This is a genomic window from Planococcus halotolerans (genome assembly GCF_003289955.1).
GTDB classification, from domain to species: domain Bacteria; phylum Bacillota; class Bacilli; order Bacillales_A; family Planococcaceae; genus Planococcus; species Planococcus halotolerans.
Genome location: NZ_QLZR01000001.1, coordinates 334,521 through 360,017, shown reverse-complemented (window position 1 = coordinate 360,017; position 25,497 = coordinate 334,521). Strand labels below are relative to the sequence as shown.

Here is a 25,497-nt window from a genome sequence, read left to right as displayed (position 1 = left end):
GAATGGCTGCAATGAAATCGGCCAAATTTTCTCCAAGACATATTACCTTATTGATCCCGACAGCGAAAACTACACGAGCACCCAAACCCAGACGGGGAGTGCGAAAGGAATCACTTCTATGAAATATAAAATCGAGCATACGAATATTTTTGAATACGATACAGTTGTCGACCAAAGCATGAACACAATCCGCTTGAAACCAAGAACCGATGAAGTCCAGCGGCTTTTATCCTACAGGGCGGAAATCACGCCTGCTTCTTTAACAAAAGAGCATATTGATATTTGGGGCAATAACGTAGAGACTTTCTTTATAGCTGAACATCATCGGCATTTGCAAGTGAAGACAACATCCATTGTCAGCATCCAAAAAAGTCCGTTCATCCATCAGATTGATTATTCACCGGAAATGCGCGCAATTTTCCATTCAAAATTATTCGGTGAACATTATTTGGCTTACTTAAGCAATACAGCCTATACCTATTTGAATCCGGAACAGATTATGCAGGTGGATCGCGAGCTGGGCAAATTCGACAATCCGGTACAGTATGCAATAGATGTAATGGACTATATCCATGACCACTTCACATACAATGGCGAATTGACAGATGTTTCAACAAAAGCGTCCGAATCCTTTGGCCTCCGCAATGGCGTTTGCCAGGACATCACCCATGTCATGCTCGGAGTCCTGAGAAGCAAGCATATTCCGGCCCGTTATGTCAGCGGTTATTTATATGTCGGTGAAAACTCGGCATTGGTCGGCGACGCTGCAAGTCATGCCTGGGTAGAAGTTATGGTGCCGGGAGTAGGATGGGTCGGCCTTGATCCGACGAATAACATTGAAGCGCTTGAGAATCATATCCGTGTAGGAGTGGGGCGCGATTATAATGATGTAAGTCCCGTGCAAGGCGTATACCGCGGGGGCAGCCAGTCTCTTGACGTCAAAGTTTCCGTCAGTCTGCTGGATCAATAAAACCTCAAATTAAACTTAATAATCGTTTAATAGAGATTGCTCGAAATCCATGCAATAATGAAACTATCTGGCGTTTTGGACGGAGAAGGAGAATTATATATGGACAGCAAGAATTTCAAAGATTATAAAATAAGTGAACCGATTTTAAAGGCACTCGAGGGGCTTGGTTATAAAGAACCCACAGAAGTGCAGGAAAAAGTGATTCCTGTTGCATTGCGGAAAACGGATATCGCCGTGAAGTCACAGACAGGGAGCGGGAAAACGGCCGCATTCGGTATACCGATATGTGAAATGGTCGAATGGGAAGAAAATAAGCCACAGGCTTTAGTTTTGACACCTACCCGCGAGCTGGCTGATCAGGTGAAAGAAGACATTACCAATATAGGGCGTTTCAAGCGCATTAAAGCAGCTGCGGTTTACGGCAAACAGCCGTTTGCCTATCAGCAGGCAGAACTGAAACAGAAATGCCACGTGGTTGTGGGGACGCCTGGCCGAGTGCTCGACCACATCGAGCGAGGTACGCTGAAACTGGACCGCATCGAATTTTTAGTGTTGGATGAAGCGGACGAAATGCTCAATATGGGCTTTATCGAACAGGTGGAAGCCATCATCAATAAAGTGCCGAAACAGCGCATGACCATGCTTTTCTCAGCTACATTGCCGGAAAACGTGGAGAAGCTGCAGCAAAAGTATATGAACCAGCCTGAACACATTGAAATCGCTTCATCTGAAACGATGAAAAGTCAGATCGAACATTATCTGATCCGAGTTGCAGAAAAACAAAAATTCGCTTTGTTGCGTGATGTGACAATCGTTGAAAATCCGGACAGCTGCATCATTTTCTGCCGGACGAAAGATAACGTTGATTTCGTAATGGAACAGCTTGAAAAGCATTATTATACCTGTGATAAACTGCATGGCGGTATGGTGCAGGAAGATCGCTTTGCTGTAATGAATGATTTCAAGCGCGGAGAATTCCGTTATCTGGTCGCGACAGATGTTGCAGCGCGAGGCATCGACATCGACAGCATTAGCCATGTCATCAACTATGACATACCGTTAGAGAAGGAAAGCTATGTCCATCGTGCCGGCCGCACAGGGCGTGCCGGAAAAACGGGTAAAGCGATCAGCTTTGTAACGCCGCATGAAGATAAGTTCCTGGCTGAAATCGAGGACTATATCAATTTTGAGATTCCGGAAAAGACTGCACCTTCTGCGGGCGAAGTAAACGCAGCGGAGGAAGCTTTCACTGAAAAACTTGAAAGCCGTCCGCAACTTAAACGCAATAAGAACGAACAGGTAAACAAGGATATTATGAAACTCTATTTCAATGGCGGTAAAAAGAAAAAATTGCGTGCCTTTGATTTTGTTGGAACGCTGACAAGCATTCCCGGTGTCACAGCTGAAGACATCGGCATCATAAAAATCCAGGATACGGTGACGTATATTGATATCCTGAACGGCAAAGGCCCGATGGTTTTAAAGGAAATGAAAAATAAGACCATCAAAGGCAAAACGCTGAAAGTGCATAAGGCAAAAAAATAAAGTTAAGCAAACCGTCTCTCTCAGAGGCGGTTTTTTTGTATTTAAAATCACTATTAGTCTTGCCGACCCGTTTTTTGAATTAGTCATTTGCTTTCTGGAGTTACTTCTTCTGCTAGATAGGGTACATCTATAATATATTTCCAATTTGAAACTGATTAGATAAAAAATTCGATTAGGCTACCGCCTAAAGCTTAAAAAATGTGTTTTTATGGTTTGAAAGCTTTATATTAGTCTTATTAATATTCTTGTTGTATAATTTTTATATAAATAATGTATAACTAAAGAATCATAAATGGGGTAATCATATGGCGAAGAGAATCATTATAATCGGTGCTGGTCCGGGTGGGCTTGCATCTGGAATGCTTATGGCTGCAAAAGGATATAAAGTGGATATTTATGAAAAAAATGAACGCGTCGGCGGGCGTAATGCAGCCTTGAAACTCGGAGATTTCACTTTCGATACGGGACCGACTTTCTTAAGCATGCTTCATATTGTGGAAGAGCTGTTTGAAGTTGCCGGCCGGAAGCTTTCGGATTATATGCAGCCTGTCGAATTAGACCCGATGTATGAATTGATATTTGAAGATCAAAAATTGATCATGACGCGCAATGCGGAAGAGATGAAGGCTAAAATCGATAGAGATTTTGAAGGCGGCGGGGAAGGCTATGAACGTTTCATGAAAGAGACCGGCCGTAAATTGGAGGTTCTATCCCCAATCCTGCAGACAAAAATGGATAAGTTTTCACACATGATTCAGCCTAAAGTGCTGAAAGCATTGCCGGAACTGGAAGTGAACAAGAGCCTGTATGACGTGCTTTCACGTTACTTCAAAGATGAGCGGTTAAAGCTGGCTTTTGCTTTTCAATCCAAATATCTCGGAATGTCGCCATGGGAATGTCCAGGCGCATTTACTATCTTGTCTTATATGGAACATGCTTATGGAATTTACCATCCGATCGGCGGCGTCAATCAGCTTTCGGAATCGATGGCGAAGGTGATCCTCGAGCTTGGCGGCACAATCCATACAGGCAGAGGCGTGAAAAAATTATGGCTTGAAGGCCGTACGGTAAAAGGCGTCGATTTTGAGGACGGCAGCCGTGAAGCCGCTGATGAAGTAATCATTAATGGGGATTTTGCGCATGTCATGACAAACCTTGTTGAACCGGGAATTCTCAAGAAATATACTCCTGAAAAGCTGGAGAAGAAAAAATATTCCTGCTCCACATTCATGATTTATTTGGGATTGGATAAAAAATACGACCTTTCCCACCATACAATTGTTTTTGCGAAAGATTATAAAAAAAATGTGGAAGAAATCACGGATTCCAAACTGTTGTCAGCAGATCCATCTATTTATATCCAAAACGCCAGTGTTACGGATCCGACACTTGCGCCTGAGGGGAAATCAGCACTTTACATATTGGCGCCGGTTCCAAATAATTTCAGTGATATCGGCTGGGACAATGAACAGCAGGAATTCAGGGAACTTGTATTGAATATTATTGAGGAGAAAACGGAATTTAAAAATCTGCGTGATCATATCGAAACAGAAAAAGTGCTGACGCCATTTGGCTGGGAACAGGACTATTCTGTCTATAAAGGAGCCACATTCAATCTTGGGCATCAATTATCGCAGATGATGATATTCCGTCCGCACAATGAATTCGAAGAATTTAAGCATTGCTGGCTTGTCGGAGGCGGAACGCATCCGGGGAGCGGCTTGCCGACCATTCTGGAATCCGCCCGAATCACAGCCAATGGTATATTGAAGAAAGATGGAAACGGCGGAATACCGATTCTTCCATTGCCTGCACTGGAGGGATTTGCATGAGAATTGCAATAATTGGCGGCGGCATTGGCGGACTTATGGGGGCATTGTATTTAAGCGGTAAAGGCCATGAAGTAACAATAATAGAGAAAGAAAACCGTCTTGGCGGTCGCATGAACTTCGTTGAGCGGGACGGCTTTAAAATCGATGAAGGACCGACAATTGTTTTATTGCCCGAGATGTTTCAGGAACTATTGGCTGAAGCGGGAATTCCGAAAGAGAAATATGAATTATTGCTTTGCGACCCTCTTTATACCATTCGTTTCAATGACGGAAAAGTATATACGAAATACCCGGACAGCAAGCGGCAGATTGAAGAGGTCGCGAAAGTTTTTCCAGGTCAGGAAGAAGGATTCAAACGCTTTATGGAAGAAGGGCGAGAACGCTTTGCGATCGGCAAATCTGCTTTTCTTGAGCATTCATTTGTCAGGAAAAAAGAGTTCTTTACACCAGGCAACATTAAAAATCTTTTGGCTTTAAAGCCGCAGCTTTCCGTCAAACAATTGATGTCCCGGTATTTTACTGACGAAAGGCTTCAATTGGCTTACACGCTGCAGTCGCTATATATAGGAGGAGATCCTTTCAGTGCCCCGGGCATGTATTCCCTTGTCCCTTTTAGCGAACACGAGCATGGCGTCCATTATCTGAAAGGAGGCTATGCAAGCATCGTGCCGCTGCTTGAAGAAAAATTGCTCAGCCTGCCGAATATAACTGTCAGAAAAGGGCAAGCAGTGAAGCAAATTACAGTGGAGAATGGAAAAGCAACAGGAGTGGAGTTGGGAACCGGCAGAGAAGAATTTGATGCTGTTGTGTATAACGGCGATTTCCCGATGGTATCCCGCTTATTGCCGGATCGGAAAAAGAAAAAATTCGTCCCATCTTCTGCCTGTGTATTGCTGTATTTTGGCCTCGATCGGGTCTATGATGAAGTAAATGTCCATCAATTCTTCATTGGTAATGATTATGCCAGGCATATGAAAGACGTATTCAGCGACAAGAAAAAACCTGAAGATCCGGCATTTTATACGTTTCATCCTTCAAAAATCGATGATTCATTGGCGCCGGCGGGCAAAGGGGTGCTGTACACCCTGATCCCTGTTCCTTCAAGTTCGGAAGTCGATTGGGCTAACGAAAAAGAGTGGATTGATGGTGTAATCGACAGAATGGAAGAACTGTCGTTTCCGGGATTAAAAGAATCAATCGAATGGATGGAAGTAAGAACGCCTGCCGATGCGGAAGCTTTTGGCCTGTTCCGGGGAGGGAGTTTTGGAATTGGTCCCACCCTGCTGCAATCTGGTGTTTTCCGTCCGCAAGTCAAGCCTTACGATACGAAAGGGCTGTATGCAGTGGGAGCTTCCGTCCATCCTGGCGGAGGTATTCCGATAGTGATGCAAGGAGCAAAATTGCTTGCTGAGCAAATTGAACAAGATTCCTTAAGTGAGAGGAGAGGTTCTTGATGGAAATAAACCAAGCATATCGTTTTTGCGAAGAAGTTATTGCTGCCAATTCCAAAAGTTTCTACAAAAGCTTTTCAATGCTACCAAAGGAAAAAAGGAAAGCGGTATGGGCTATTTATGCTTTTTGCCGGACAGTGGATGATATTGTGGACGAAGGTGCGGATCCCGTCCGTGAATTGTCTCTCTTCAAGCAGGAATTCAACGATTTTTTAGCTGGCAATTTCGACGCGGAAAATCCCATGTGGCTTGCCCTCTCTGACGTCTTCCGGAATTATGATATGGACGATGAGGCGTATGCCAGTATGATTGCCGGACAGGAAATGGATTTGCTGATGAAATATTACAGAACTGTGGATGATGTATTGGATTACAGTTATCATGTAGCCAGTTCGGTCGGGCTCATGCTATTGCCCGTACTGGCCCCCGGCAAAACAGCGATTTTAAAAGAGGGGGCAATCGCACTCGGTTATGCAATGCAAATCACCAATATTCTTAGGGACATCGATGAAGATCTTGGTTTGGGACGAGTTTATCTGCCAGCGGAACTGATGAAAAAATACAATTTGAACGAAGAAGATCTGCGCAGAAAAACAGTAACGCCTGCTTTTGTTTCAGTTTGGGAAGAGATGGCCAAAGAAGCGGAGTATTACTATCAAAAAGCGTTTGAAACGATAAATGAGTACCCGGTCAGTTCGAGGATTCCGGTAAAAGGAGCCGGCTTGGTGTACCGCGAAATCTTGACGACCATCCGAAAGAAAGACTATAACGTATTCGGCCAAAAACATTTTGTGCCGGATCAATCCAAGCAACAGATATTGGCTTGCCTTTAAAACAAATAAAATAAGATATGCCTCAAGCGGGCATATCTCTCCAGAATCAGCCCATCAATATCCGGCTGATTTTTTATTTTGTCTTTTTACCATAGGGATTCTCTCGTTTACAGAAGGTTGAACTTTTTCAAAATGAGATTTGCAACATTATGGCCGCTCATCGTAACCATCGGAGATCCACCGCCGGGATGGGTGCTGCCGCCGACAAAGTAGAGGTCTTTGATATCCGGGCTGGCATTTGCAGGCCGCAAAAAAGCGTCTTTTTTCCGATGTGAGGAGGGGCCATATAATGCGCCGCGGAAAGCATTGAAATTTTCAGCTATAAAAGAAGGAGTAAAGACCTCTTCTTCAACAAGATGGCTTCGGATATCCAGCCCATAGGTCTCCAGAAAATCGTATATCCGATTTTTATAAGTTTCGGCATCTATTTGCAAATCACCTTCTGAAGTAAGAGCGGGTGCATTTACAAGAATGAACAGATTGTCTCCATCGGGCGATACGGACGGATCGGAAATTGAAGAGTTGCTGATATACACTGTCGGCTCTTCGGAATAGCTCTTCTTTTCAAAGAGTTCGTCAAATTCTCTCGGGTAATCTCCAGAGAAATAGACATTATGATGCTTCAGTCCAGGCAAGCGTGTATTCAAACCAGCCAATATCACAAACGCGGAAATGGAAGGCTCGAAGGATTCACTCCTTTCATTGCTGAAAGACGGACGTTCACTTTCAGCGGTTAGTTGAGTAAAGGCCGTCAACAGATCGCCATTCAGAATAACAGCATCTGCCTCGGATACAGTACCGTCTTCCAACTCTATCCCTGCAGCTTTTCCATCTTTGACGACTATTCTTGCGACGGGTTTACTGGAATGGAGATGTGCGCCTCTTTTTATGGCAACAGCAGCAAACCCTTCCGCAATGCGTGTGTTTCCGCCTTTAGCGTAATACACCCCGCCGACCAATTCCAGATAAGCAATCATTGAAAAGGTTGCTGGGGCTTTATAGGGAGATGAACCGATATATGTTGCATAACGGCCAAATGCCTGCAGCAAAACGGGATCTTTAAAATATCTCTTGTAGAAATGATCCATCGTTTCTATCGGCCGCACTTGCAACAGGGCCTTGCCTAATGAAGGAGACAGGTAATCTCGCCATGATTGGAAAGTGGAAGGGAAGAAATAGCGTTCCGCTAAATTGTAGATACGGCTGATTTCATCCAGGAAGTACGTATAGTTCTTCGCATCATCCGCTGCAATTCGATTCAACTCTATCTGCATGACTTCTTTGTCGGAAGAAAAATCAAGATGCCGACCGTCAGGGAAGTGGTTTCTGGTATGTGTCGGTAAAGGAATCAAATCGAAATAATCGGAAACGTTTTCCCCCGTCTGTTCGATAACCGCTTTAAAAACTTCCGGCATGGTGATTGTATTTGGACCGAAATCAAATGAGTGGCTGCCCAGTTGAACGGGCATCAGCTTCCCGCCGAAATGGTCATTTTTTTCATATAACTCCACTTCCATCCCAGCATTCGCAAGAGTCACAGCCGCGGATAGACCACCAAGGCCGCCGCCTATGATAATCGTTTTGCTCATAAATAATTCCTGCCTTTCCATGAGTAAGATTGCTTGCTGCGGGATTTTTGCATTGCATGCAGCAAAACAGCGATCATTGCAGCAGCCTGGAGCGGCATCAGAAATGCCAGAAGCGGATTTTGGCGTGTTCTTATCATGACATAAAGCTGCTGCAGGCTAATAAGCAGGTAAGGAAGGAGGAACCACGGCTCAAACATCAATAAGCCAATGACAGCCAAAACAGCAGGGGATACATAAAACAATATATAAAACAAAGTCAGAGAAAAAGCCATTGCAGGAGAGCGTCCTATTCCTGTATAACTATTTTTCAAAAAACCTTCCCATACTTCCTTGTTGGTTTCGTACATTTTGCTGCTGACAGATTTCGTAATGTTAGCCAGCATCATGCGATGTCCGGCTTTTTTTATTTCCCGGGAAATATGGACATCCTCTACAAGTGAACTATGAACAGACTGATGGCCGCCAATTTCGTCATACGTTTTTCTGTCAAAAAGCATCCAGGCGCCGTGTGCTGCCGTTGCAGCAGGAAATGAGGCATAGTTGGCCAATGCTAAGGGCAAATGGAAGAAAACCACAAAATGCTGCATCGGTACGAGCAGTTTACTTAAAAAAGGAGCTACTTCGAATGCGGGGAAACCGGACAATGCTTTCGAATTGGTCTGCTGAAGCAGGGCCAACGATTGCTCGAAAGCCTGTGGATTGAAATTTATATCTGCATCCACAAACAATAAATATTCTCCTGAAGCCGCCTTTTGCAGCTGATGGCAAGCATGCACTTTGCCTATCCAGCCTGCAGGCAGCTCCACTCCCTGCAGCAGCGTAAAGCGATTATCGCCGCCAATCGCTTTTTCAAGCAGTTCCTGTGTGCGGTCAGTGGACTGATCATTCAGAATGATGAATTCACTATTCGGATATGTACTGTTTTTCAGAGAAGTGATAAGCGATTTAACATTTCGCTCTTCATTGCGCATCGGGACCATCACGGAAAGTAGTGGCTCGCCGCTGACAGCGGGAATTTTGGGCAATGCTGGCATGAAAAGGCTATTGATGACTGTCCAAATCAGGAAAAAGGCAAGGCATAGACTAAATATCCATATCAGCATAATTTTATTTCACCCCTTTTTTAAAAGATCTTCAAAAGCAGATGTGTTCTCTGCAATTGCTTCTTTTTTTAAGTCATCCACCTGGGCTGTAACAGCCTGCTGTAAAAAGGCGGTTCTTGCTTTTCTGGAGGTGCCATGAATTTCTTCTATTGAAAAACAAGAGCCTTGATCAATCCAGACTTCAGGTTTTTGTTCGTGCCTGAATGAATAATAGAACGCTATGGGAATGACAGGAACTTCCGGGTGTTTTTCGACCAGGTAGCCGATTCCATTGGAAAAGTCGAGAGGACGGATTTCCTGATGGTACTCATCCCCTTGCGGAAACAGCACGACCGACTTTCCTTCTTTCAATAACGTTTCGGCATATTGGAGAGAGCGGATAATGTCTTTCGGATTTTGCTTTTCGATAGAAAAGGCACCGAGGTACCGGAAGAACTTGAATTTCTCTAAATTCTTTTCATGCATCATCATATGGATATCGTGTTTCCAGACAGTATGGTTTAAAAAGAAAAACAGCAATCCATCCCACCATGAGCTGTGGTTCGCGATGAAAATTACCGGCCGCTCTGGAATCTTGCGGACATTTCGGCCAAGCAGGTGGGAGAATGATCGACGCAGTAAAGGAAAGAGGTAGATGGCAAAGCCTTTTTCGAATAAACGGCTTTTCTTCGCTTCTATCATAAGGGCCTCCTTTTCCATGCTAAGGCTACCAGCAGGATCGTTGGTATTGTGCTTGCTGCAACAGCGAGCCACAAGCCGCCGAGAGCTCCAAGCATGGCGAACATAACAATCATCAAAAGATACAGCAGTACCAGTCTGCGTTCAGCGGTTTCATTGGTTATGGACATTGACTTATGCCGCATTGCCAAGTCGATGAGAAGGTGCAAGGCGAAGGATACCAAAAACCATCCGAAAAAGTTGGTCCACGGGATACCGTAATACCAGCCGGTGTCCTCCCAAATCCAATAAGACTTCAAGCGATAGGCGACGGGATCGATAATCAGATCCATGATGACGGCACCAATCCCGCCGGTGACAGCGTATGCGATTGTTCCATGCGGAAATATCCAGCGGGCCAATACATGGGATGTTGCCACGACCATCAGCCAGGCAAATCCGATGGCGATCGGCACACCGAATAGATTCGGTGCAAAACGCTCTGTGTAATCATAAGAGCCGAACAGGAAACCGGAATTCGCGCCTGCTCCTTCAATGATGAATGTCGAGAAAAATATGGTTAGGCCAATGGTAATGCCGACAGATTTTCCGAAACGCTTCAAAAAGTACAGGAAGCCTATTGTACCGGCCAATATAAGAAATACGGCATTTGCCCATTCCAGCCAGACAGGCAATAAATCAAAGCCAAGCAGTACGATGCCGATTACATACCAAACCAGGAATAAACGGTAAATTCTTTCTTCCCACTTCAAAAACATCACTCCATTACTAGTTGTACAAATAGTATACTTGAAAACTCACTAAAGAGAGGAAGTCAGGGTCAGCTTATCTCATTTTGTAAATTACTTAGTAGTTTAGATGGACAGCATATAGGGAAAAAGAAATAAATAATTCCTCAAATTATTCATTTTAAAAAGAATATTCAATTAATTATTGAAGGAAATCCTGCATTAAGGTATACTTATTACAGTACACTAGCTTGTTTTTACATTGGGGGCTGTAAAATATGCAGGATTTACTGCGGAATGTTTCAAGTTCTTATAAAAATTTTAGTTCGGGACAAAAAAAGATTGGGGATCTTTTTTTCAAAGAACCTATCTTTCTCGCCTTCTCATCTGCTTTGGAAGTAGGAAAGAGGGTCAATGTCAGTGAATCGACCGTAATCAGATGGTCCCAAAAATTAGGCTATCGAGGCTATGCTGAATTTCAGCATGTGCTCCAGAGGAAACTCGCGGAAGAGCGCTTTGAGCAAGTCGAGGAATCCGATGCACAGCCCGCAGTCGAGCAATCATTTTTGGCAAACCTGCTGGATGCGGATATCGCAAGCATCACACAGTTAAAGCAGTCGATGGATGAAGATCAGTTGCTGCAGGCAGTCGATCACATCGGCCAGGCAAAGAATATTTACGTTACCGGCAATTTTTTTGATTTTGGACTCGCCCATTTTATGACATCCTGGCTGAATCTGACTTTGGATCATGCCGAATTGCTGATGCATGGAGATGGCCAATATTACCGGCAATTGTCTGCATTGACTGCTGAAGATACGGTAATCGCTTTTGTTTTCCCGCGGTATACAAAATCCGTCATCGATACACTGGCGACTGCCAAAAAACAAGGAGCCAAAGTGGTGCTGATTACAGACTCTGCAGTTTCTCCCGCAGCGGATTACGCTGATATTTCATTGGAGGTTCTCGTAAACTCGAATTTGAATATTGATTCCTATACAGCAGTGCATGCGCTGATTGCTTCAATTATGCGTTTTGTATATGTAAAAGAACATTCGAAAGTCAAGCGGAATTTGGCAAAAGTAGAAGCGATTTATATGGAGAAAGAAGTGTTCATCTGATTACACCCAATGTAAAGGCAAGCCCCGGAACGCCCAGGCGTTTTGGTGAATCATAAAACGAAAAGGGGAGAACAATATGAAAAAGAAATATCCATTTTTAGGTATAGTTTTATCAGCAGGCATGATTATGGCCGCATGCGGTGAAGATGATTCATCAGGCGGTTCAGAAGGAACTGGATCTGAAGGCGCAGGAAGCGATTTGAACCTATTGGAAGAAGGGCAATTTACGACTGCATCGAGTGGTTTGTACAAACCTTTCAGCTTTGAAGAAGGCGGCGATTTGCAAGGTTTTGATATTGATATCGGAAATGCAATTGCAGAAGAAATGGGATTGGAACCGAATCCGGTGACGACTCCGTTCCAAACGATTATACAAGGGTTGAATTCAAACCGTTATGATGCAATAATCGGCTCGATGTCCAAGACAGCAGAACGCGAGGAGCAAGTGAGTTTCTCGGATCCGTATTACTATTCAGGGGGAGCAATTTTTGTCCGTGAAGGAACTACGGAAATACAATCTGCAGAAGATTTGGAAGGCGCAACAATTGGCGTAGTCGGACAAAGTACGTACGAAGAAGCTGCACTTGAGTATACAGATCAGGACAATATCCAATACTATGACAGTGATGTTGTGGCTTTGAATGATTTAACTATTGAAGGACGATTAGATGCAGTTATTACAGCAGACGTGGTAGGTTTTGAAGCCCAAAACGCCGGTCTGGAAATTGAAATGGTCGGAGATCCACTATGGATTGAACAGCCATCAATCGCTGTACGTAAAGACGATGAAGCATTGCTGGAGGAAATCAATGCAGCATTGGATGCAATTATTGAAAATGGGACTTATGACGAGATTTCAGAAAAATGGTTTGGCCGCAATCTCCTCGACGTAGACCTTGAAGGTGTCGAAGTTCTCGAATAATTTCTTGGTAAGAAGAGGAGTGGAAATGTATGCCGGAGATATTTGTCACCGTATTTGATGTATTTATGCGGACATATCCTGGATTCCTTGAAGCAAGTGTCGTCACGCTTGAATTGACGGCAATCGGGGTTATTCTGGGAACGGTTATCGGCCTGGTTTTTGCATTAATGAAAATATCCGGGTCGAAAATCCTTAGAGGGATTGCTAATGTCTATATAACAGTAATACGGGGAACGCCATTGATTGTTCAAATCATGTTCCTGTATTTCGGAATAGTTGAAATTTATACAATGTCCAATTTCTGGGCAGGTGCCATAGCACTCGGAGTGCATAATGGTGCTTATATTGCGGAGATATTCCGTGGCGCGATTCAGGGCATTGACCCGGGACAGCGCGAAGCCAGCCTGTCTCTTGGGATGAACCGCAAGCAGACAATGCAGCGAATTGTCTTTCCGCAGGCATTGCGCCGCTCAATTCCGCCGCTTGGCAACCAGTTCATCATTACATTGAAGGATTCATCACTTGTTTATATTATCGGTGTGGCGGAAATCTTCTCACTTGCAAACCGTGAAGCAGCACAATCTTATCAGGCTTTCGAATCTTTCCTGGTAGTCGCTCTCTATTACTTAGTGCTTGTAATGATCTTCACATTCCTGTTGCGCTTGTATGAAAATAAACTCGATGTGGACAAAGCCTAAGGAGGAACAGACATGATAGTAGGAAAAAATATACACAAATCCTTCGGCGACTTGGAAGTGCTAAAAGGTGTTGATTTGCATGTGAAGCCTCAGGAAGTGGTCGTCCTCGTCGGTGTCAGTGGATCGGGGAAAAGTACACTTCTTAGATGTTTCAACTTTTTGGAAATGATTAATAGTGGTGAAATTACTATTGATGGACACACAATTAATCCGAAAAAAGAGGACTTGGCCAAAATTCGGGCAGAAGTCGGAATGGTTTTCCAGCATTTCAATCTGTTTCCGCACAAATCAGTTCTGGAAAATGTTATTGAAGCGCCGATTACAGTTAAGAAGATGAAAAAAGAAGAAGCGAAGAAATTGGGGATGAATTTGCTGAGGAAAGTCGGCCTTGAAGATAAGGCAGATGTTTATCCAAGCAAACTCTCCGGTGGTCAAAAACAGCGTGTAGCCATTGCCAGATCTTTAGCGATGGAACCGAAAGTAATGCTGTTCGACGAACCGACTTCTGCGCTTGACCCTGAATTAGTGGGGGAAGTACTTCAGGTTATGAAGCAGCTTGCAGAAGAAGGCATGACGATGGTTGTCGTCACCCATGAGATGAAGTTCGCCAAAGAAGTGGCGGACCGTATCATCATGATTGACCAAGGGACGATCATTGAATCTGCCGACCCCAAGAATTTCTTTGAAAATCCACAAAATGAGCGCACCAAACAATTTATCCAATTGGTTGAGTGATTTAGCTGAAGCGATTCCGTTTAATAGCGGAATCGCTTTTTTTGTGTCCAAAAGGTTTCGATGGATTCAGAAAGGATAAACAAGGAATATGATGAAAATATAAAGGAGGCTTTTCAAATGAAAGTAGCAGATATAATGACAAAGGAAGTAGACACATGCACGCCTCAAACATCCCTGCAGGAAGCAGCCGCAAAAATGAAAGAGATTAATGTGGGATCAATTCCGATAGTTGATAATGACAAGTTGATCGGCATCATTACGGACCGCGATATCGTAGTCCGGGGTATTGCAGATAATATTTCATTGGATACTGCGGTTTCTGAAATCCTTTCAGAGAGCATGGTGACAGGAAGCCAAGATATGTCTGTGGAAGATGCAGCAGAACTGATGGCTGACCACCAGATTCGTCGTTTACCAATCGTTGATAATGACAAGGTTGTTGGAATCGTGTCGCTCGGGGATATAGCTGTAAAAGACAAATCGTATGGCAATGCAGACATTGCACTGGATGAAGTTTCAGAACCGGCAGAACCGGAAAAATAATCAACAAAAAACACAGAGAAACTATGAAAAAACCGGCCACCAAACGGCCGGTTTTTTCGTTTTTCGTTATAAAATATAGAGTTATTTTATTCCACAGTGATTACAGAAGCTGAAATAAGAGGCATATCTTCTTCGGCGTTGCCGTCGTAAATTCCTTCAAGCAGTATGGTGTCGCCCGGTTCAACAGGGGTTTCAGCCATGTTCCGTATATATACCTGCTGGCCGTCATTGACAAGAATGAAAGAAGGGAAAGCGACGTCATCTGCAAGTTCCTCTACCGTGCCTGAAATTTCAACAGCTGCGCCTTCTTCGATATTTCCTGCAGCCAGGTCTGAAACAGTAGTGGCTTCAGCGTTTTGCACTTCTTCAGGGTCGGTGGGATCGAGTTCATCACCTTCGGGGGCAGAAACTTCCGTTTGGGACTCTTCTTGCAGCTCAGGTGTTTCCTCACCGCCGCAGGCTGAAAGCAATAGCACAACACCAATTGGCAAGTACCATTTCTTCATCATAATCACTCCAGTGCGTTAAATTTTATCGTTACAGAAATATACCCTTCTTTCCGCTTTTTTAAAACGATTGGCAAAGTCATGAAGCAGGAATCAAGGCAGGTCTTCCCTGTCGTTTGTCGAATGGAGTGAATAAGGAAAGAAATGAGGTGCAAACATGGAATTATTTGAATTGCCCTATCAACTGGACAATAAGAAGAAACATGTCCAGAAAGTTGCGAAACTCGAAAAAATCAATATCGTGAACATGCAATTGGCAGCCGGAGAAAAGATTCCTGCACATGATGCGGACGCTGATGTCCTGATTATCGTAAATAGCGGGCGTGTCGAATTTACAGTAGAAGGAACAATCGCGGAAGTATCTCCCGGTGTCATGATGAGAATGACGCCGAAGGAAAAACATAGCCTGAGAGCTTTAGAAGATTCGAACTTCCTGGTTATTCAAATTAACCAATAGAAAAAGGAGTTATCCCAAAAGTAATTTTGGCAACTCCTTTTGCGACGAAGCTAGCGCTGCGATGCAACGCACTTTCATGTCTCGAAGCTAGCGCAGCGATGCAGAGACAGAGACAGGAGCAATAGTATTCCCTGCGCTTTATTAGAGACAAAAGGGCTGTCCAATAAGTCAATTGATGACTTACTGGACAGCCCTTTTTTCTATCTATACTTTTGAGATAAAGATTCTAAAATTACCATTCGAAATCCTCTGGATACTCAGCAGATACTTCGATTTCATGAATCTGCTTCTTGCCAGGGGTGGCGGCGGCCAGAACCTGCTTGCGGAATGCTTGATATTCATTGTCCTGAACAGCAAGTTTCAATGCAATTGTGGAAAGGCTCTTTTCGCGCTGCTCTTTCGTCATGCCGATATATTTCAGATTCATCAAGTCCACATATTGAATGGCATAATCATCCACTGTGACAGGCTGATTAAAGCCCTTTAAAATCGTTTCGTATTCTGCATCGGGAATATGTCCCTGCAGGCAATCGAGCACAAGAGACTGGAACCGATAGATAACCGGGAGGTGAATATCCCATATCGATTGAGATACCCGTTTCTGATAAAGGCCCACAAAGTCTTTCAGCGCTATTGCTGCGTATATCAATTCCGGCCACAGGATTTCTGCAGAAAAATAAATGTTCTTATCCGGCGCGATGAATTTGTGCTGTTTCATCGTGTGTTCATGGAGGCCATTGAAGACAAATTCGACATTGCGGTCACCTTGGGCAGCATGCCGGATTTCGTATGAAATTCCGAGGATGCGCCGGCGCGAACCTTCGTAGCCGTGGTATTGGTCTTCTTTGCCAATCACTTTATAAAAAGCCTGGTTCAACTCGTCCAGGTCAAAATAATCGCCGCTAATCTTTACTCCAGTATGGTTCGGTGTGCTCATCATCGTCAGCATGCTGAATCCTCCTCAACGTTTGGGTTTGTAATCAAGTTGCTTGAATAATTCATTGCGTTCTTCGTCGGTCAAATCGCGCCATTCACCTACAGGCAAATCTCCCAGGTGGATGTTCATGATCCGAATCCGCTGCAGGCTCCGCACTTCATAGCCGAGGGCCGTACACATCCTGCGGATCTGGCGGTTCAGTCCCTGGTTAATAGTCAGCTTGAAAATATACTTGGTCAGTTTTTCCGCTTTTGCCGGAAGAGTGACCGTATCCAGAATTTCCACGCCTTCCTGCATTTTTTTCAGGAAAGAATCGGTGACAGGCATATCGACTCTGACAATGTATTCTTTTTCGTGTTCATTTTCCGCCCGCAGAATTTCATTGACGATGTCGCCATCGTTTGTCAGGAGAATTAATCCTTCTGAATCTTTATCGAGGCGGCCGATGTGAAAGATCCTTTCGGAGTGATTTACGAAATCCACAATATTTCCTTCGATATGGCGTTCGGTCGTACTCGTAATGCCGACGGGTTTATTCAGTGCGATGTAGACGTATTCCTGCTGGGGCTGTTCAATCAGCTTGCCGTCGACATGCACTTGATCACCCGGCTGGACTTTGCTGCCGAGTTCCGCCGGTGCACCGTTGATGGTAATGCGGCCGTCTTCGATGAATTTATCTGCACCGCGGCGGGATGTGATTCCCGTCTCACTTAAAAATTTATTGATTCGCATAATAAAATCCCTTCGATTTATAGAATTTGCTGTGTGTTTCCATTATACCCTCAAATCAGAAAGAACAAAACGAAGCGCTAATTATGTTTTTAGGTAAAAAGAAAAGTTTAATCTATTGCAATTTTCTAAGTTGTTTGACAATATAAGAGGTAAGCTGTTTCATTATGTGCAGACAGATCAACAGTATAATGAAAGCGCATACATAACGGCAATTCAATTAAGGGGAGGAAACGGAATGGTAATGGAATATGCAGTACCGAACACAAGTGGGGCGAAGAGTTCATTTAAGGAAAGGTATGAAAACTATATTAACGGTGAATGGAGAGCGCCGGCAAAGGGACAGTATTTTGATAATGTTTCTCCTGTAAACGGTAAAAAATTCACAGAAATTGCACGTTCGACCGCGGAAGATGTGGAAGCCGCGATAGATGCGGCCCATGCAGCGAAGGATGCCTGGGGCAAAACATCGGTTACGGAACGAGCCAATATTCTTTTGAAGATCGCTGATCGGATGGAGCAAAATCTGGAAATGCTTGCAGTTGCAGAAACATGGGACAACGGCAAGGCAGTGCGGGAAACCTTAAATGCTGATATTCCTTTGGCAATTGACCATTACCGGTATTTTGCAGGAGTTATCCGTGCACAGGAAGGATCGCTCAGCCAAATAGATGATGACACTGTTGCGTATCATTTCCATGAGCCGCTTGGGGTAGTTGCACAAATCATTCCGTGGAACTTCCCACTGCTAATGGCAACCTGGAAACTGGCGCCAGCACTTGCTGCAGGAAACTGTGTCGTATTGAAACCGGCAGAGCAGACCCCTGCAAGTATCCTGGTATGGGCTGAACTGGTCGGCGATCTACTGCCGCCGGGAGTTCTGAATATCGTTAACGGTTTCGGGCTTGAAGCAGGGAAACCGCTTGCATCCAGTCCACGAGTCGCCAAAGTCGCTTTCACAGGTGAAACAACGACTGGGCGGATGATTATGCAATATGCGTCACAAAACTTGATCCCGGTCACTCTGGAGTTGGGCGGCAAATCACCGAACATCTTCTTCAAGGATATTATGGATCAGGACGACGCTTTCCTGGATAAAGCAATTGAAGGGTTTGTCATGTTCGCGCTGAATCAGGGTGAGGTATGTACTTGTCCGTCACGTGTATTGATTCAAGAGGATATTTATGAAGAATTCATGGAACGTGCGTTGAAGCGCGTTGAAGCAATCAAAATCGGGAACCCGCTTGATCCGGAAACGATGATGGGGGCGCAGGCTTCCCAGGAGCAGATGGAGAAAATCATGTCCTATCTGGATATCGGCAAGCAGGAAGGCGCGGAAGTCCTTGCCGGCGGCGACCGAAATGTGCTTGAAGGCGATTTGGCGGAAGGCTTCTATATCAAGCCGACCGTGTTTAAAGGAAACAACAAGATGCGCGTATTCCAGGAAGAGATTTTTGGACCGGTTGTTTCCGTAACAACTTTCAAAACGAAAGAAGAAGCGATGGAAATTGCAAATGATACATTATATGGACTGGGAGCCGGCATCTGGACTCGCGATACCCATACGGCTTATCGTTTCGGCCGCGGAATCCAAGCAGGACGCGTCTGGACAAACTGTTATCACCAGTACCCAGCTCATGCTGCATTCGGTGGATACAAAATGTCCGGTTTTGGCCGTGAAAACCATAAGATGATGCTGGACCATTACCAAAACACGAAAAATATGCTGGTCAGCTACAGTCAGGACAAGCAAGGGTTCTTTTGATCGGAAGAAAAGGTCCTTCTTCATTGAAAGGGAGGAATTCCAATGGTTGAACGTGTCATAGCTACTGATGCTGCCCTTGAATTGATTGAGTTTTTAAAAGAGAAGCATGGCCCTCTGATGTTCCACCAGTCAGGCGGCTGCTGTGACGGCAGCTCGCCAATGTGCTATCCGGAAGGTGACCTGTTTATCGGTGACCAGGATATTTACATGGGAGACATTGGAGGCAGTAAATTCTATATGCACAAAAATCAGTTTGAATACTGGCGCCATACTCAATTGATAATTGATGTAGTGCCTGGGCGCGGGGGGATGTTTTCACTTGAAGGCGTCGAAGGAAAACGCTTTTTGACAAGATCCCGGGCGTTTACAACGGAAGAAACGAAGGAATTGCAGGAACAGGTGTGAAACGAAGGCGGGATTTTGATCCCGTCTTTTTTTGTTTGGCAAAATTATTGGGATGGGACAGTTATATATATACAATAAATTCACTTATGAATTTCGGAAATGAAATTGGAAAGTATTTGAGCCGAATTGGAAAGTATTTCAGGTGTTTTGGAAAGTATTTTAGGAGAACTGGAAAGTATTTTAGTTGAACCGGAAAGTATCGCCAAATTATGGAATTAAAATTTCAAGTATTTCAATGTTTGAGTTGCTAAGACTTGAAAAAAATTATTTCTGTAAAGAATTTGCAGTGAAAAACGAGAAGGTATTCATTCCAACTGAAGTCCGGAAAAATGCGTTAAATATCAAGCCTGCGAAGGTGGTTTTTTTCTTTAAAAACCCTTGTTGTCAATAGATTTGATGCATGTTAAATGGTATAATGGAAGAATGAAAGGTGGTCATCAATTTGACGAAATTAGTTAACCGTATTTCTTTTGAGCAAGCCGAACACGCCATTTCTTATGCCTCACATTCACTTCATATTGAAGGCTTTGATGTGACCCATGAGGACTGTAATTTTGTCCGCTCGGTTTTGACAGGAGAAAAAACGGAAGCTCAATTCCATAAGGCCATTCGAAACAGATTTGATGTCTAGGTATAAGCATTCTTCCATGTATTGCTATCCGGGCTCGGACGTTCTGATCAATCACTTTTCCATCAAGGATGACAACAAATTGAAGGAATTGGAGACGGTGTATTCATTGCTGCGCCTCTCTGAACTGAAGTTGAAAGAACCGGCTGATCCGCTGGATATGGATGCTTTCATAGAAATCCATCGGACCATTCTTCAGGATGTCTATCCTTTTGCTGGTGAATTGCGCAAAGAGATGATTTCCAAAGGGTCTTCTTCCTTCGCACATCCGGACCATATAGAAGTCCAGATGCACAGGATTTTTAATGAACTGGAACAAGAAAGTTATTTGAAAGATTTGCCGCGCGACAAGATGATCGAGCGATTGGCCCATTATCTTGCGGAACTCAATGCGCTGCACCCATTCAGGGAAGGCAACGGGCGGACCGTGCGTGAATTTGCGCGCCAATTGATGGCAAATGCAGGCTATCAATTGAACTGGGAAAAAATTGCGGGGCCTGCAGAAATTATCAATGCATTTGTGGATTCATTCAATTCTACAAACGACCGGCTGGAAAATCTTCTTGATGAAATGATAAAACCATAGGATTGCCGCGTGCAAAAGGCGGCAATCCTATGGTTTTATTGTTTTTTATTTTCCTGCAGCCACTCAATTCCAAATTCCACCAAGGGCCTCATATAGACCAGTTTTACCTCCGCCTGTCCGAGTTTGTCGATTTTGATATCGCCATGAAAATTCTTGGCGATTTCAGGGAAGCGGTCCGAATCCATGTCGACGCATTCGAATCTTTGCCAAACCCTTTCGCCGTTCAGCATAATCGCAGCGCCTTGCGGAGAAGTTGTCCGATCATCCTGTGCAAATTCGGCGTAATGCAAAGCGGTACACGAATCAAAACCGACGCCGATGAAAAGGATTTTCACTTCAGCCTTCATCATTTTCGCAAGAGGTGAACCTTCTCCGAAAGAATCTTCAACGGGATGGTTACGCATCCACTCTGCAGCGTCAGCCCCCCAGGCCATAAAGGAGTGGGACGGATGCGGGCTGCGGATTGTGGAAGGGTGCCGGTGAAAACATTCAGCAATCTTCCCCATGCCTCTGAGCGGAGTCAAATGGGGATCATAAGCAGGAAGGTTTCCCCTCAGATCAGCATGCCAGTTTTCAGGAATCGGCGGCTCCATCCAATAAACCGGATCCGAGTTGTCAGCGGATTGCGAAGGCATAACGATGGTGCCGCTGTCAGTCACTGTTTCCATTAGAGCTTCGACGACTGCTTGGGCGCCGCCCGCAATCCATCCCATCGACTTCAGCGAAGAATGGACCATAATCTGGTCGCCTTTTTGGATTCCAAGTTCATTTAACTGTCTTTTCAATGACTTTTTTGACTGGAATTCGGGTGTGTTTAAAATGCTCATTAACTCTGTCATGGAGCACCTCCTGTCAAATCAATATAACATACGGCTAAAAGTTGCCGACCTGAAATATTGCGTATAGCATTAGTATATATCAATAAAAAGAGCAGGAGTGAAGAGTATGGAAGCAAGGCTAATGAAAGAATCACGGACGATCCAGACGAAATTGGTGCTTCCGCCTGACACGAACCACATGAATTCGATTTTTGGAGGAAAAGTTCTCGCGTATATCGATGAAATCGCAGGAATTACAGCAATGAAACATGCGCGCCGGCAAGTCGTAGTGACAGCTTCCATCGATTCGGTCGATTTTCTGTCTTCGGCACATGTGGGAGATGTTCTTGAGCTCGAAGCGAACGTCACTTCAACGGGGCGCACTTCCATGGAAGTCTATGTCAGAGTGAAATCGAAAAACCTGCAGACGGGAGAAGAAAGGCTGACAACCGAATCCTTCCTGACAATGGTAGCGATGGGCGATGACGGCAAGCCTACTCCAGTTCCAGCTGTCATCCCCGAATCAGAAGGGGAGAAGCTATTCTTTGAAACAGCGCCGGCCCGCCGGGAACACCGAAAGCAAAGGGCGAAAACGCCTCGATGAACAAAAGGTTCCGGAAGGATTTCCGGAACCTTTTTAAATGTTTTTTTTCGATTCCACATTGCTCAATGTGTTTCCAGGTTCTCCTTTAATGATGGACATGCTTCCATCAGTCTCCAAAACAACTGCTTTTACTTTCTCCAAATTGCCGATTCCCTGATTGCGGATGGACTGTAGTATTTCGACTCTGTTAATCCGTTCTTTTTTCATCGCATCTTCCAAAAAAGAACCATCCAAATAGAGTAATTTGGGCTCTGACTTTATAAACTTATTAAAACTCTTCGAGCGCACTGCCAAAAATGTAAAAATGTATTGTCCACCGATCAATAGCGCGAATGCGGTCAGTCCTTCGAGAAGGCTGACTTGACTGTTCAACAATATTGTAGCCAAAGTCGAACCGAGAGCTACTGTGACAACAAGGTCAAATGCGTTCAATTTGGTCAATGTCCGCTTACCGGATATTCTCAAAAAGAAAATTAGGCCAATGTAAGCGAGCGAACCTACAGTGACAATCCGTATAAAACTGTCCCAGGTTATTTCAAACATTCCTTCGGCTCCTTTCTGTGGAAAATATATTTGCCTTATGACTTACTTAACATGTTGATAAGTCTGCCTTATTTCCTTTTCTCGAAATAAAAGCAGAGTTACCCCCATCATGCACAAAGTTTTCCCGTATTCCATCTTTTCCCCATATACTTCCGAACAAACAGATTTCGATAAAACATCTTTTGTGAAAGGAATGAGATTCTGTTAATTAAGCATAGAAAGCTGGAAAAGGGTATATAAAGAAGAAAGGAAGTCACAAAAAAGGAGCGATTGCGATGAAAGTGTTCCTGAATGTTATCCGGTATGCGGGGCTCGTCATTTTCGTATTGGCCGTCCTCTTGCTGCTGGCAGCCATACTCAACTACTTTGTATCGTTTACAGATATATTATGGTTTGAACCAGCCTTCATCCGGTTATATCTGTTCCTTGCGGTCACTGGAATCCTTGCATATATATTGGTCAGGTTTCGGAGGAGAAAATAAAAAAAAGAGCAGCGAAGAGTTGGCCGAAGGAAGTTCGGCCGACTCTTTGCGACGAAGCTAGCGAAGCGATGCAGGAGCAGGGGTTAGGCCGAAGGAAGTTCGGCCGACTCTTTGCGACGAAGCTAGCGAAGCGATGCAGGAGCAGGGGTTTCAGAAGGATATATTGAGTAAGATTAATTCTCGAAAAATACTTTAATAAAAAAAGAGCAGCTGAAGCTGCTCTTTTTTTATACCTATTTAGCTTTCGCCAATAACTCATCAAAATAAGAACCGAATTCCTTCGAGCGTTTCAGGATAGTACTTGAAGCCACGCCGAATTTTTCGCTTAATTGTTTCGGTGCAAGCATAGGTCCCTTGATCAATTCATGATCCTGCAGGAATCTCCAATAACCGCCGACAAGTGCCTCCGGTTTTTGGACGCTAGGCTGCTGGCTTGCCAGGTAGCTGTTCATGATGCTGGTCACGTTATCAACCGTTTCCGCGTCAAAGTCGGCTTCCTGTACATGCTTTTGCAATTCGTCCATGACGGACTGATGTTCAGGTGAAAGGTCGATGCTTTCATCCACAGTACCTGTGGAATATTTGACGATGCTTTCAACGACCGCCAAGTAATTGTCACGGACGTATCGTTCGCCATCAGTCGCATTTTCTTTCTTCATATCAGCTTTTAATTGCTCGAAGAAAGGAGCAAATTCGCCGACAATGGTCAAATAGCCGTTAAGGAATAAAGCACCTTCTTCACCTACACGTGAATCCGGCAATAGGATTGCAAGCAAGCCCTGGCCGTCTTCCATGTCTGTCGGCGGCTGGTCGGACATCGTATAAGTTTCGCCTGTGAAAGCGTCTTTAAATTGAGCAGAGCTTTCGTCGCCTTTTACATATTGGCCGACAAATACTTTTACATCGCTCCAGTTTTTCAGAACGTCCTGAGTGGTAGGGCGCTGGGAAAGTTCAATCTGCTTATCCAGGTGTTCCTGCCAAAGTTCAGGTTTTTTCATGAACAGAAAATTCTCGATGACAAATGCCTGTGCATCATTTTCTGCCATTGTTTTCATCAGGCGCGGCTGCCATTCCTGCTGTAATTCACGGAAATCCGCAAGCTGTTCCTGATTCGGGTTTTCTGAGAAGAACAATTGGCGCACTTTGAATAGTTCCTCGTTCACCAAGTCATTTACCGAGACAGATTGTTCTTTCCCGTGACATTTTTTGTATTTCTTTCCGCTGCCGCATGGGCATGGATCATTTCTTCCTACCATTCTAATCACCTACATTTTTTCTTGAGTGTACCATACATTGCAGTTTCGCTCAAAAGTCCGACGATTCTGACGTCCATTTGACACGAAAACCATCAACAAGTGATTCTTTATACCTGGTTGAATAACTTAATCTCTAATGAGTCCAATATATGCTGTGGAACGAAGAAACGGGCAGTCACCAGTGGATCGACAACCTGGCTGATCTGCGCCTCGCCAGCCGCACTCATCAGCATGGTCATCTCACTTACACTTAAATCTGTGTAAGGCAATAAAAGATCGATCATTTCTTCGGTTGCAACTTTCACTGCTTCATCGAGCGTCATTGCTGAGACTAGAAGAGAAACCCCTTCGCTATTGATCAGCACAGGGAATTTTGAATGGAACCCTTTCACCACTTCAAGTGTGACCGTGGCGCGCCCAGGAACTTCTATTCCGGAAACACTGACTTCTCCGTCACCCATGGCGGCATGAAAATCACCGAGAGCAAACAAAGCGCCTTCTGCAAAGACTGGGAAATACAAAGTAGCGCCTTGTGTGATGTGCTTGGTATCCATATTGCCGCCATGTGCACCAGGGGTGCCGCAGGAAACCGGTTCGCCTTCAGGGGCAACACCGATGACACCAATCATCGGGTTCAACGGCAGATGCAATTTTTCATTGAAGATGGCTTTGCCGTTTTCAATCGGAATGATTTTGGATTCCATCGCTTCCATGCGGTGACCAATAACACCGAGGTCCGGCCCCGTTACCATGACGCCCTGATTGCCGATTTCAAGTTCGTCAATCGTCACTTTGAGCAAGTCGCCGGCAACCGCACCTTCTACGTAGACGGGTCCTGTTGCGGGATTAATGCGGTTCCAGTCGATTGCTTCCACTTCCTGATCGGCTGACTGGATCTGATTAGTGAAACAGTCGTAGGTATCAATACTGACCGTATCGCCGGAATTCACACGGAGTACGGGAGGGTTTTTTCTTGAAAAAGAATAAATAACATCATCGTTGGACAGTTTATGCACAGAAAATCACTCCTTTT

General features: G+C 44.4%; 28 protein-coding genes. 17 read left to right on the top strand and 11 right to left on the bottom strand.

All coding sequences use genetic code 11. The annotated features are described in order from the left end of the window. The first annotated feature begins 118 nt into the window (after window positions 1-118). From DP120_RS18810 to DP120_RS01660, 5 genes are all read left to right on the top strand, one after another. Window positions 119-970: a transglutaminase family protein gene (locus DP120_RS18810; RefSeq protein WP_420812423.1), complete on the top strand. Its 852-nt coding sequence runs from the start codon at window positions 119-121 to the stop codon at window positions 968-970. 99 nt (window positions 971-1,069) lie between these two features. After that, window positions 1,070-2,515, top strand: a complete 1,446-nt coding sequence (locus tag DP120_RS01675; RefSeq protein WP_112221446.1) for a DEAD/DEAH box helicase — start codon at window positions 1,070-1,072, stop codon at window positions 2,513-2,515. 305 nt (window positions 2,516-2,820) lie between these two features. Continuing rightward, the gene (locus DP120_RS01670; RefSeq protein WP_112221445.1) at window positions 2,821-4,347 is read left to right on the top strand and encodes a phytoene desaturase family protein; all 1,527 of its coding nucleotides are present in this window, start codon (window positions 2,821-2,823) and stop codon (window positions 4,345-4,347) included. After that, window positions 4,344-5,801 (top strand): phytoene desaturase family protein, encoded by a 1,458-nt coding sequence (locus DP120_RS01665; protein ID WP_112221444.1) that lies wholly within the window; start codon window positions 4,344-4,346, stop codon window positions 5,799-5,801. The genes DP120_RS01670 and DP120_RS01665 overlap by 4 nt, the downstream gene beginning before the upstream one ends. Further along, entirely contained in the window at window positions 5,801-6,631 is an 831-nt protein-coding gene (locus DP120_RS01660; protein WP_112221443.1) for a phytoene/squalene synthase family protein, read from the top strand. The genes DP120_RS01665 and DP120_RS01660 overlap by 1 nt, the downstream gene beginning before the upstream one ends. Before the next feature lie 107 nt (window positions 6,632-6,738). Here DP120_RS01660 and DP120_RS01655 read toward each other — a convergent pair whose 3' ends face one another. The 4 genes from DP120_RS01655 to DP120_RS01640 are packed head-to-tail and all read right to left on the bottom strand — an operon-like array spanning window position 6,739 to window position 10,759. Next, window positions 6,739-8,220 (bottom strand): phytoene desaturase family protein, encoded by a 1,482-nt coding sequence (locus DP120_RS01655; RefSeq protein ID WP_112221442.1) that lies wholly within the window; start codon window positions 8,218-8,220, stop codon window positions 6,739-6,741. Beyond that, window positions 8,217-9,323, bottom strand: a complete 1,107-nt coding sequence (locus DP120_RS01650) for a glycosyltransferase family 2 protein (protein WP_112221441.1) — start codon at window positions 9,321-9,323, stop codon at window positions 8,217-8,219. Before DP120_RS01650 ends, DP120_RS01655 begins: the two co-directional genes overlap by 4 nt. A gap of 9 nt (window positions 9,324-9,332) precedes the next feature. Beyond that, window positions 9,333-10,004, bottom strand: a complete 672-nt coding sequence (locus tag DP120_RS01645) for a lysophospholipid acyltransferase family protein (protein ID WP_112221440.1) — start codon at window positions 10,002-10,004, stop codon at window positions 9,333-9,335. Next, window positions 10,001-10,759: a carotenoid biosynthesis protein gene (locus DP120_RS01640; RefSeq protein ID WP_112221439.1), complete on the bottom strand. Its 759-nt coding sequence runs from the start codon at window positions 10,757-10,759 to the stop codon at window positions 10,001-10,003. Before DP120_RS01640 ends, DP120_RS01645 begins: the two co-directional genes overlap by 4 nt. Window positions 10,760-11,007: 248 nt before the next feature. Between DP120_RS01640 and DP120_RS01635 the strand changes: the two genes are divergently transcribed. The 5 genes from DP120_RS01635 (at window position 11,008) to DP120_RS01615 (ending at window position 14,748) form a co-directional block, all read left to right on the top strand. Further along, window positions 11,008-11,850 (top strand): MurR/RpiR family transcriptional regulator, encoded by an 843-nt coding sequence (locus DP120_RS01635; RefSeq protein WP_112221438.1) that lies wholly within the window; start codon window positions 11,008-11,010, stop codon window positions 11,848-11,850. 76 nt (window positions 11,851-11,926) lie between these two features. Beyond that, window positions 11,927-12,772, top strand: coding sequence for a transporter substrate-binding domain-containing protein (locus DP120_RS01630; RefSeq protein ID WP_112221437.1), 846 nt, complete (start codon window positions 11,927-11,929; stop codon window positions 12,770-12,772). 29 nt (window positions 12,773-12,801) lie between these two features. Beyond that, window positions 12,802-13,470: an amino acid ABC transporter permease gene (locus DP120_RS01625; protein ID WP_112221436.1), complete on the top strand. Its 669-nt coding sequence runs from the start codon at window positions 12,802-12,804 to the stop codon at window positions 13,468-13,470. 12 nt (window positions 13,471-13,482) lie between these two features. Further along, complete coding sequence (locus tag DP120_RS01620) at window positions 13,483-14,205, top strand: amino acid ABC transporter ATP-binding protein (protein WP_084243924.1); 723 nt, start codon at window positions 13,483-13,485, stop codon at window positions 14,203-14,205. Window positions 14,206-14,322: 117 nt separating this feature from the next. After that, complete coding sequence (locus DP120_RS01615) at window positions 14,323-14,748, top strand: CBS domain-containing protein (protein ID WP_112221435.1); 426 nt, start codon at window positions 14,323-14,325, stop codon at window positions 14,746-14,748. A gap of 86 nt (window positions 14,749-14,834) precedes the next feature. Here DP120_RS01615 and DP120_RS01610 read toward each other — a convergent pair whose 3' ends face one another. Further along, the gene (locus DP120_RS01610) at window positions 14,835-15,254 is read right to left on the bottom strand and encodes a hypothetical protein (protein WP_112221434.1); all 420 of its coding nucleotides are present in this window, start codon (window positions 15,252-15,254) and stop codon (window positions 14,835-14,837) included. 157 nt (window positions 15,255-15,411) lie between these two features. Here DP120_RS01610 and DP120_RS01605 point away from each other — a divergent pair, with 157 nt between their 5' ends. After that, a complete protein-coding gene (locus DP120_RS01605; RefSeq protein WP_112221433.1) occupies window positions 15,412-15,711 on the top strand; it encodes a cupin domain-containing protein in 300 nt (99 codons plus the stop codon). Between the two features lie 232 nt (window positions 15,712-15,943). On the opposite strand, the gene DP120_RS01600 is transcribed toward DP120_RS01605, so the two are convergent. Both DP120_RS01600 and rluF read right to left on the bottom strand, forming a co-directional pair. Further along, window positions 15,944-16,660, bottom strand: a complete 717-nt coding sequence (locus DP120_RS01600) for a DUF6904 family protein (RefSeq protein WP_112221432.1) — start codon at window positions 16,658-16,660, stop codon at window positions 15,944-15,946. A 12-nt stretch (window positions 16,661-16,672) separates the two neighbouring features. Then, window positions 16,673-17,380, bottom strand: coding sequence for a 23S rRNA pseudouridine(2604) synthase RluF (rluF, locus tag DP120_RS01595; RefSeq protein ID WP_112221431.1), 708 nt, complete (start codon window positions 17,378-17,380; stop codon window positions 16,673-16,675). Window positions 17,381-17,621: 241 nt separating this feature from the next. On the opposite strand from rluF, the gene adh reads away from it, so the two are divergent. The 4 genes from adh to DP120_RS01570 all read left to right on the top strand — a co-directional run bounded on the left by adh (window position 17,622) and on the right by DP120_RS01570 (window position 20,761). Further along, window positions 17,622-19,142 (top strand): aldehyde dehydrogenase, encoded by a 1,521-nt coding sequence (gene adh, locus DP120_RS01590; protein ID WP_112222275.1) that lies wholly within the window; start codon window positions 17,622-17,624, stop codon window positions 19,140-19,142. Between the two features lie 42 nt (window positions 19,143-19,184). Next, window positions 19,185-19,547: a DUF779 domain-containing protein gene (locus DP120_RS01585; protein WP_112221430.1), complete on the top strand. Its 363-nt coding sequence runs from the start codon at window positions 19,185-19,187 to the stop codon at window positions 19,545-19,547. Window positions 19,548-19,989: 442 nt separating this feature from the next. Next, entirely contained in the window at window positions 19,990-20,178 is a 189-nt protein-coding gene (locus DP120_RS01575; RefSeq protein WP_084246736.1) for a hypothetical protein, read from the top strand. Next, window positions 20,171-20,761, top strand: coding sequence for a Fic/DOC family protein (locus tag DP120_RS01570; protein WP_112221428.1), 591 nt, complete (start codon window positions 20,171-20,173; stop codon window positions 20,759-20,761). The genes DP120_RS01575 and DP120_RS01570 overlap by 8 nt, the downstream gene beginning before the upstream one ends. 35 nt (window positions 20,762-20,796) lie before the next feature. Here DP120_RS01570 and DP120_RS01565 read toward each other — a convergent pair whose 3' ends face one another. After that, window positions 20,797-21,600, bottom strand: coding sequence for an AAC(3) family N-acetyltransferase (locus DP120_RS01565; RefSeq protein WP_112221427.1), 804 nt, complete (start codon window positions 21,598-21,600; stop codon window positions 20,797-20,799). A gap of 106 nt (window positions 21,601-21,706) precedes the next feature. Here DP120_RS01565 and DP120_RS01560 point away from each other — a divergent pair, with 106 nt between their 5' ends. Next, window positions 21,707-22,183, top strand: coding sequence for an acyl-CoA thioesterase (locus tag DP120_RS01560; RefSeq protein ID WP_084243934.1), 477 nt, complete (start codon window positions 21,707-21,709; stop codon window positions 22,181-22,183). Between the two features lie 33 nt (window positions 22,184-22,216). On the opposite strand, the gene DP120_RS01555 is transcribed toward DP120_RS01560, so the two are convergent. Beyond that, the gene (locus DP120_RS01555; RefSeq protein WP_112221426.1) at window positions 22,217-22,726 is read right to left on the bottom strand and encodes a DUF421 domain-containing protein; all 510 of its coding nucleotides are present in this window, start codon (window positions 22,724-22,726) and stop codon (window positions 22,217-22,219) included. A 275-nt stretch (window positions 22,727-23,001) separates the two neighbouring features. On the opposite strand from DP120_RS01555, the gene DP120_RS01550 reads away from it, so the two are divergent. Next, on the top strand, window positions 23,002-23,208 hold the full coding sequence (locus tag DP120_RS01550) for a hypothetical protein (protein ID WP_112221425.1): 207 nt from the start codon (window positions 23,002-23,004) through the stop codon (window positions 23,206-23,208). Between the two features lie 233 nt (window positions 23,209-23,441). Here the strand turns inward: DP120_RS01550 and DP120_RS01545 are convergent, their stop codons facing one another. Together DP120_RS01545 and DP120_RS01540 are read right to left on the bottom strand one after the other, a co-directional pair. Continuing rightward, on the bottom strand, window positions 23,442-24,464 hold the full coding sequence (locus DP120_RS01545) for a YecA family protein (protein ID WP_112221424.1): 1,023 nt from the start codon (window positions 24,462-24,464) through the stop codon (window positions 23,442-23,444). A gap of 107 nt (window positions 24,465-24,571) precedes the next feature. Further along, complete coding sequence (locus DP120_RS01540) at window positions 24,572-25,480, bottom strand: acetamidase/formamidase family protein (protein ID WP_112221423.1); 909 nt, start codon at window positions 25,478-25,480, stop codon at window positions 24,572-24,574. Window positions 25,481-25,497 lie beyond the last annotated feature (17 nt).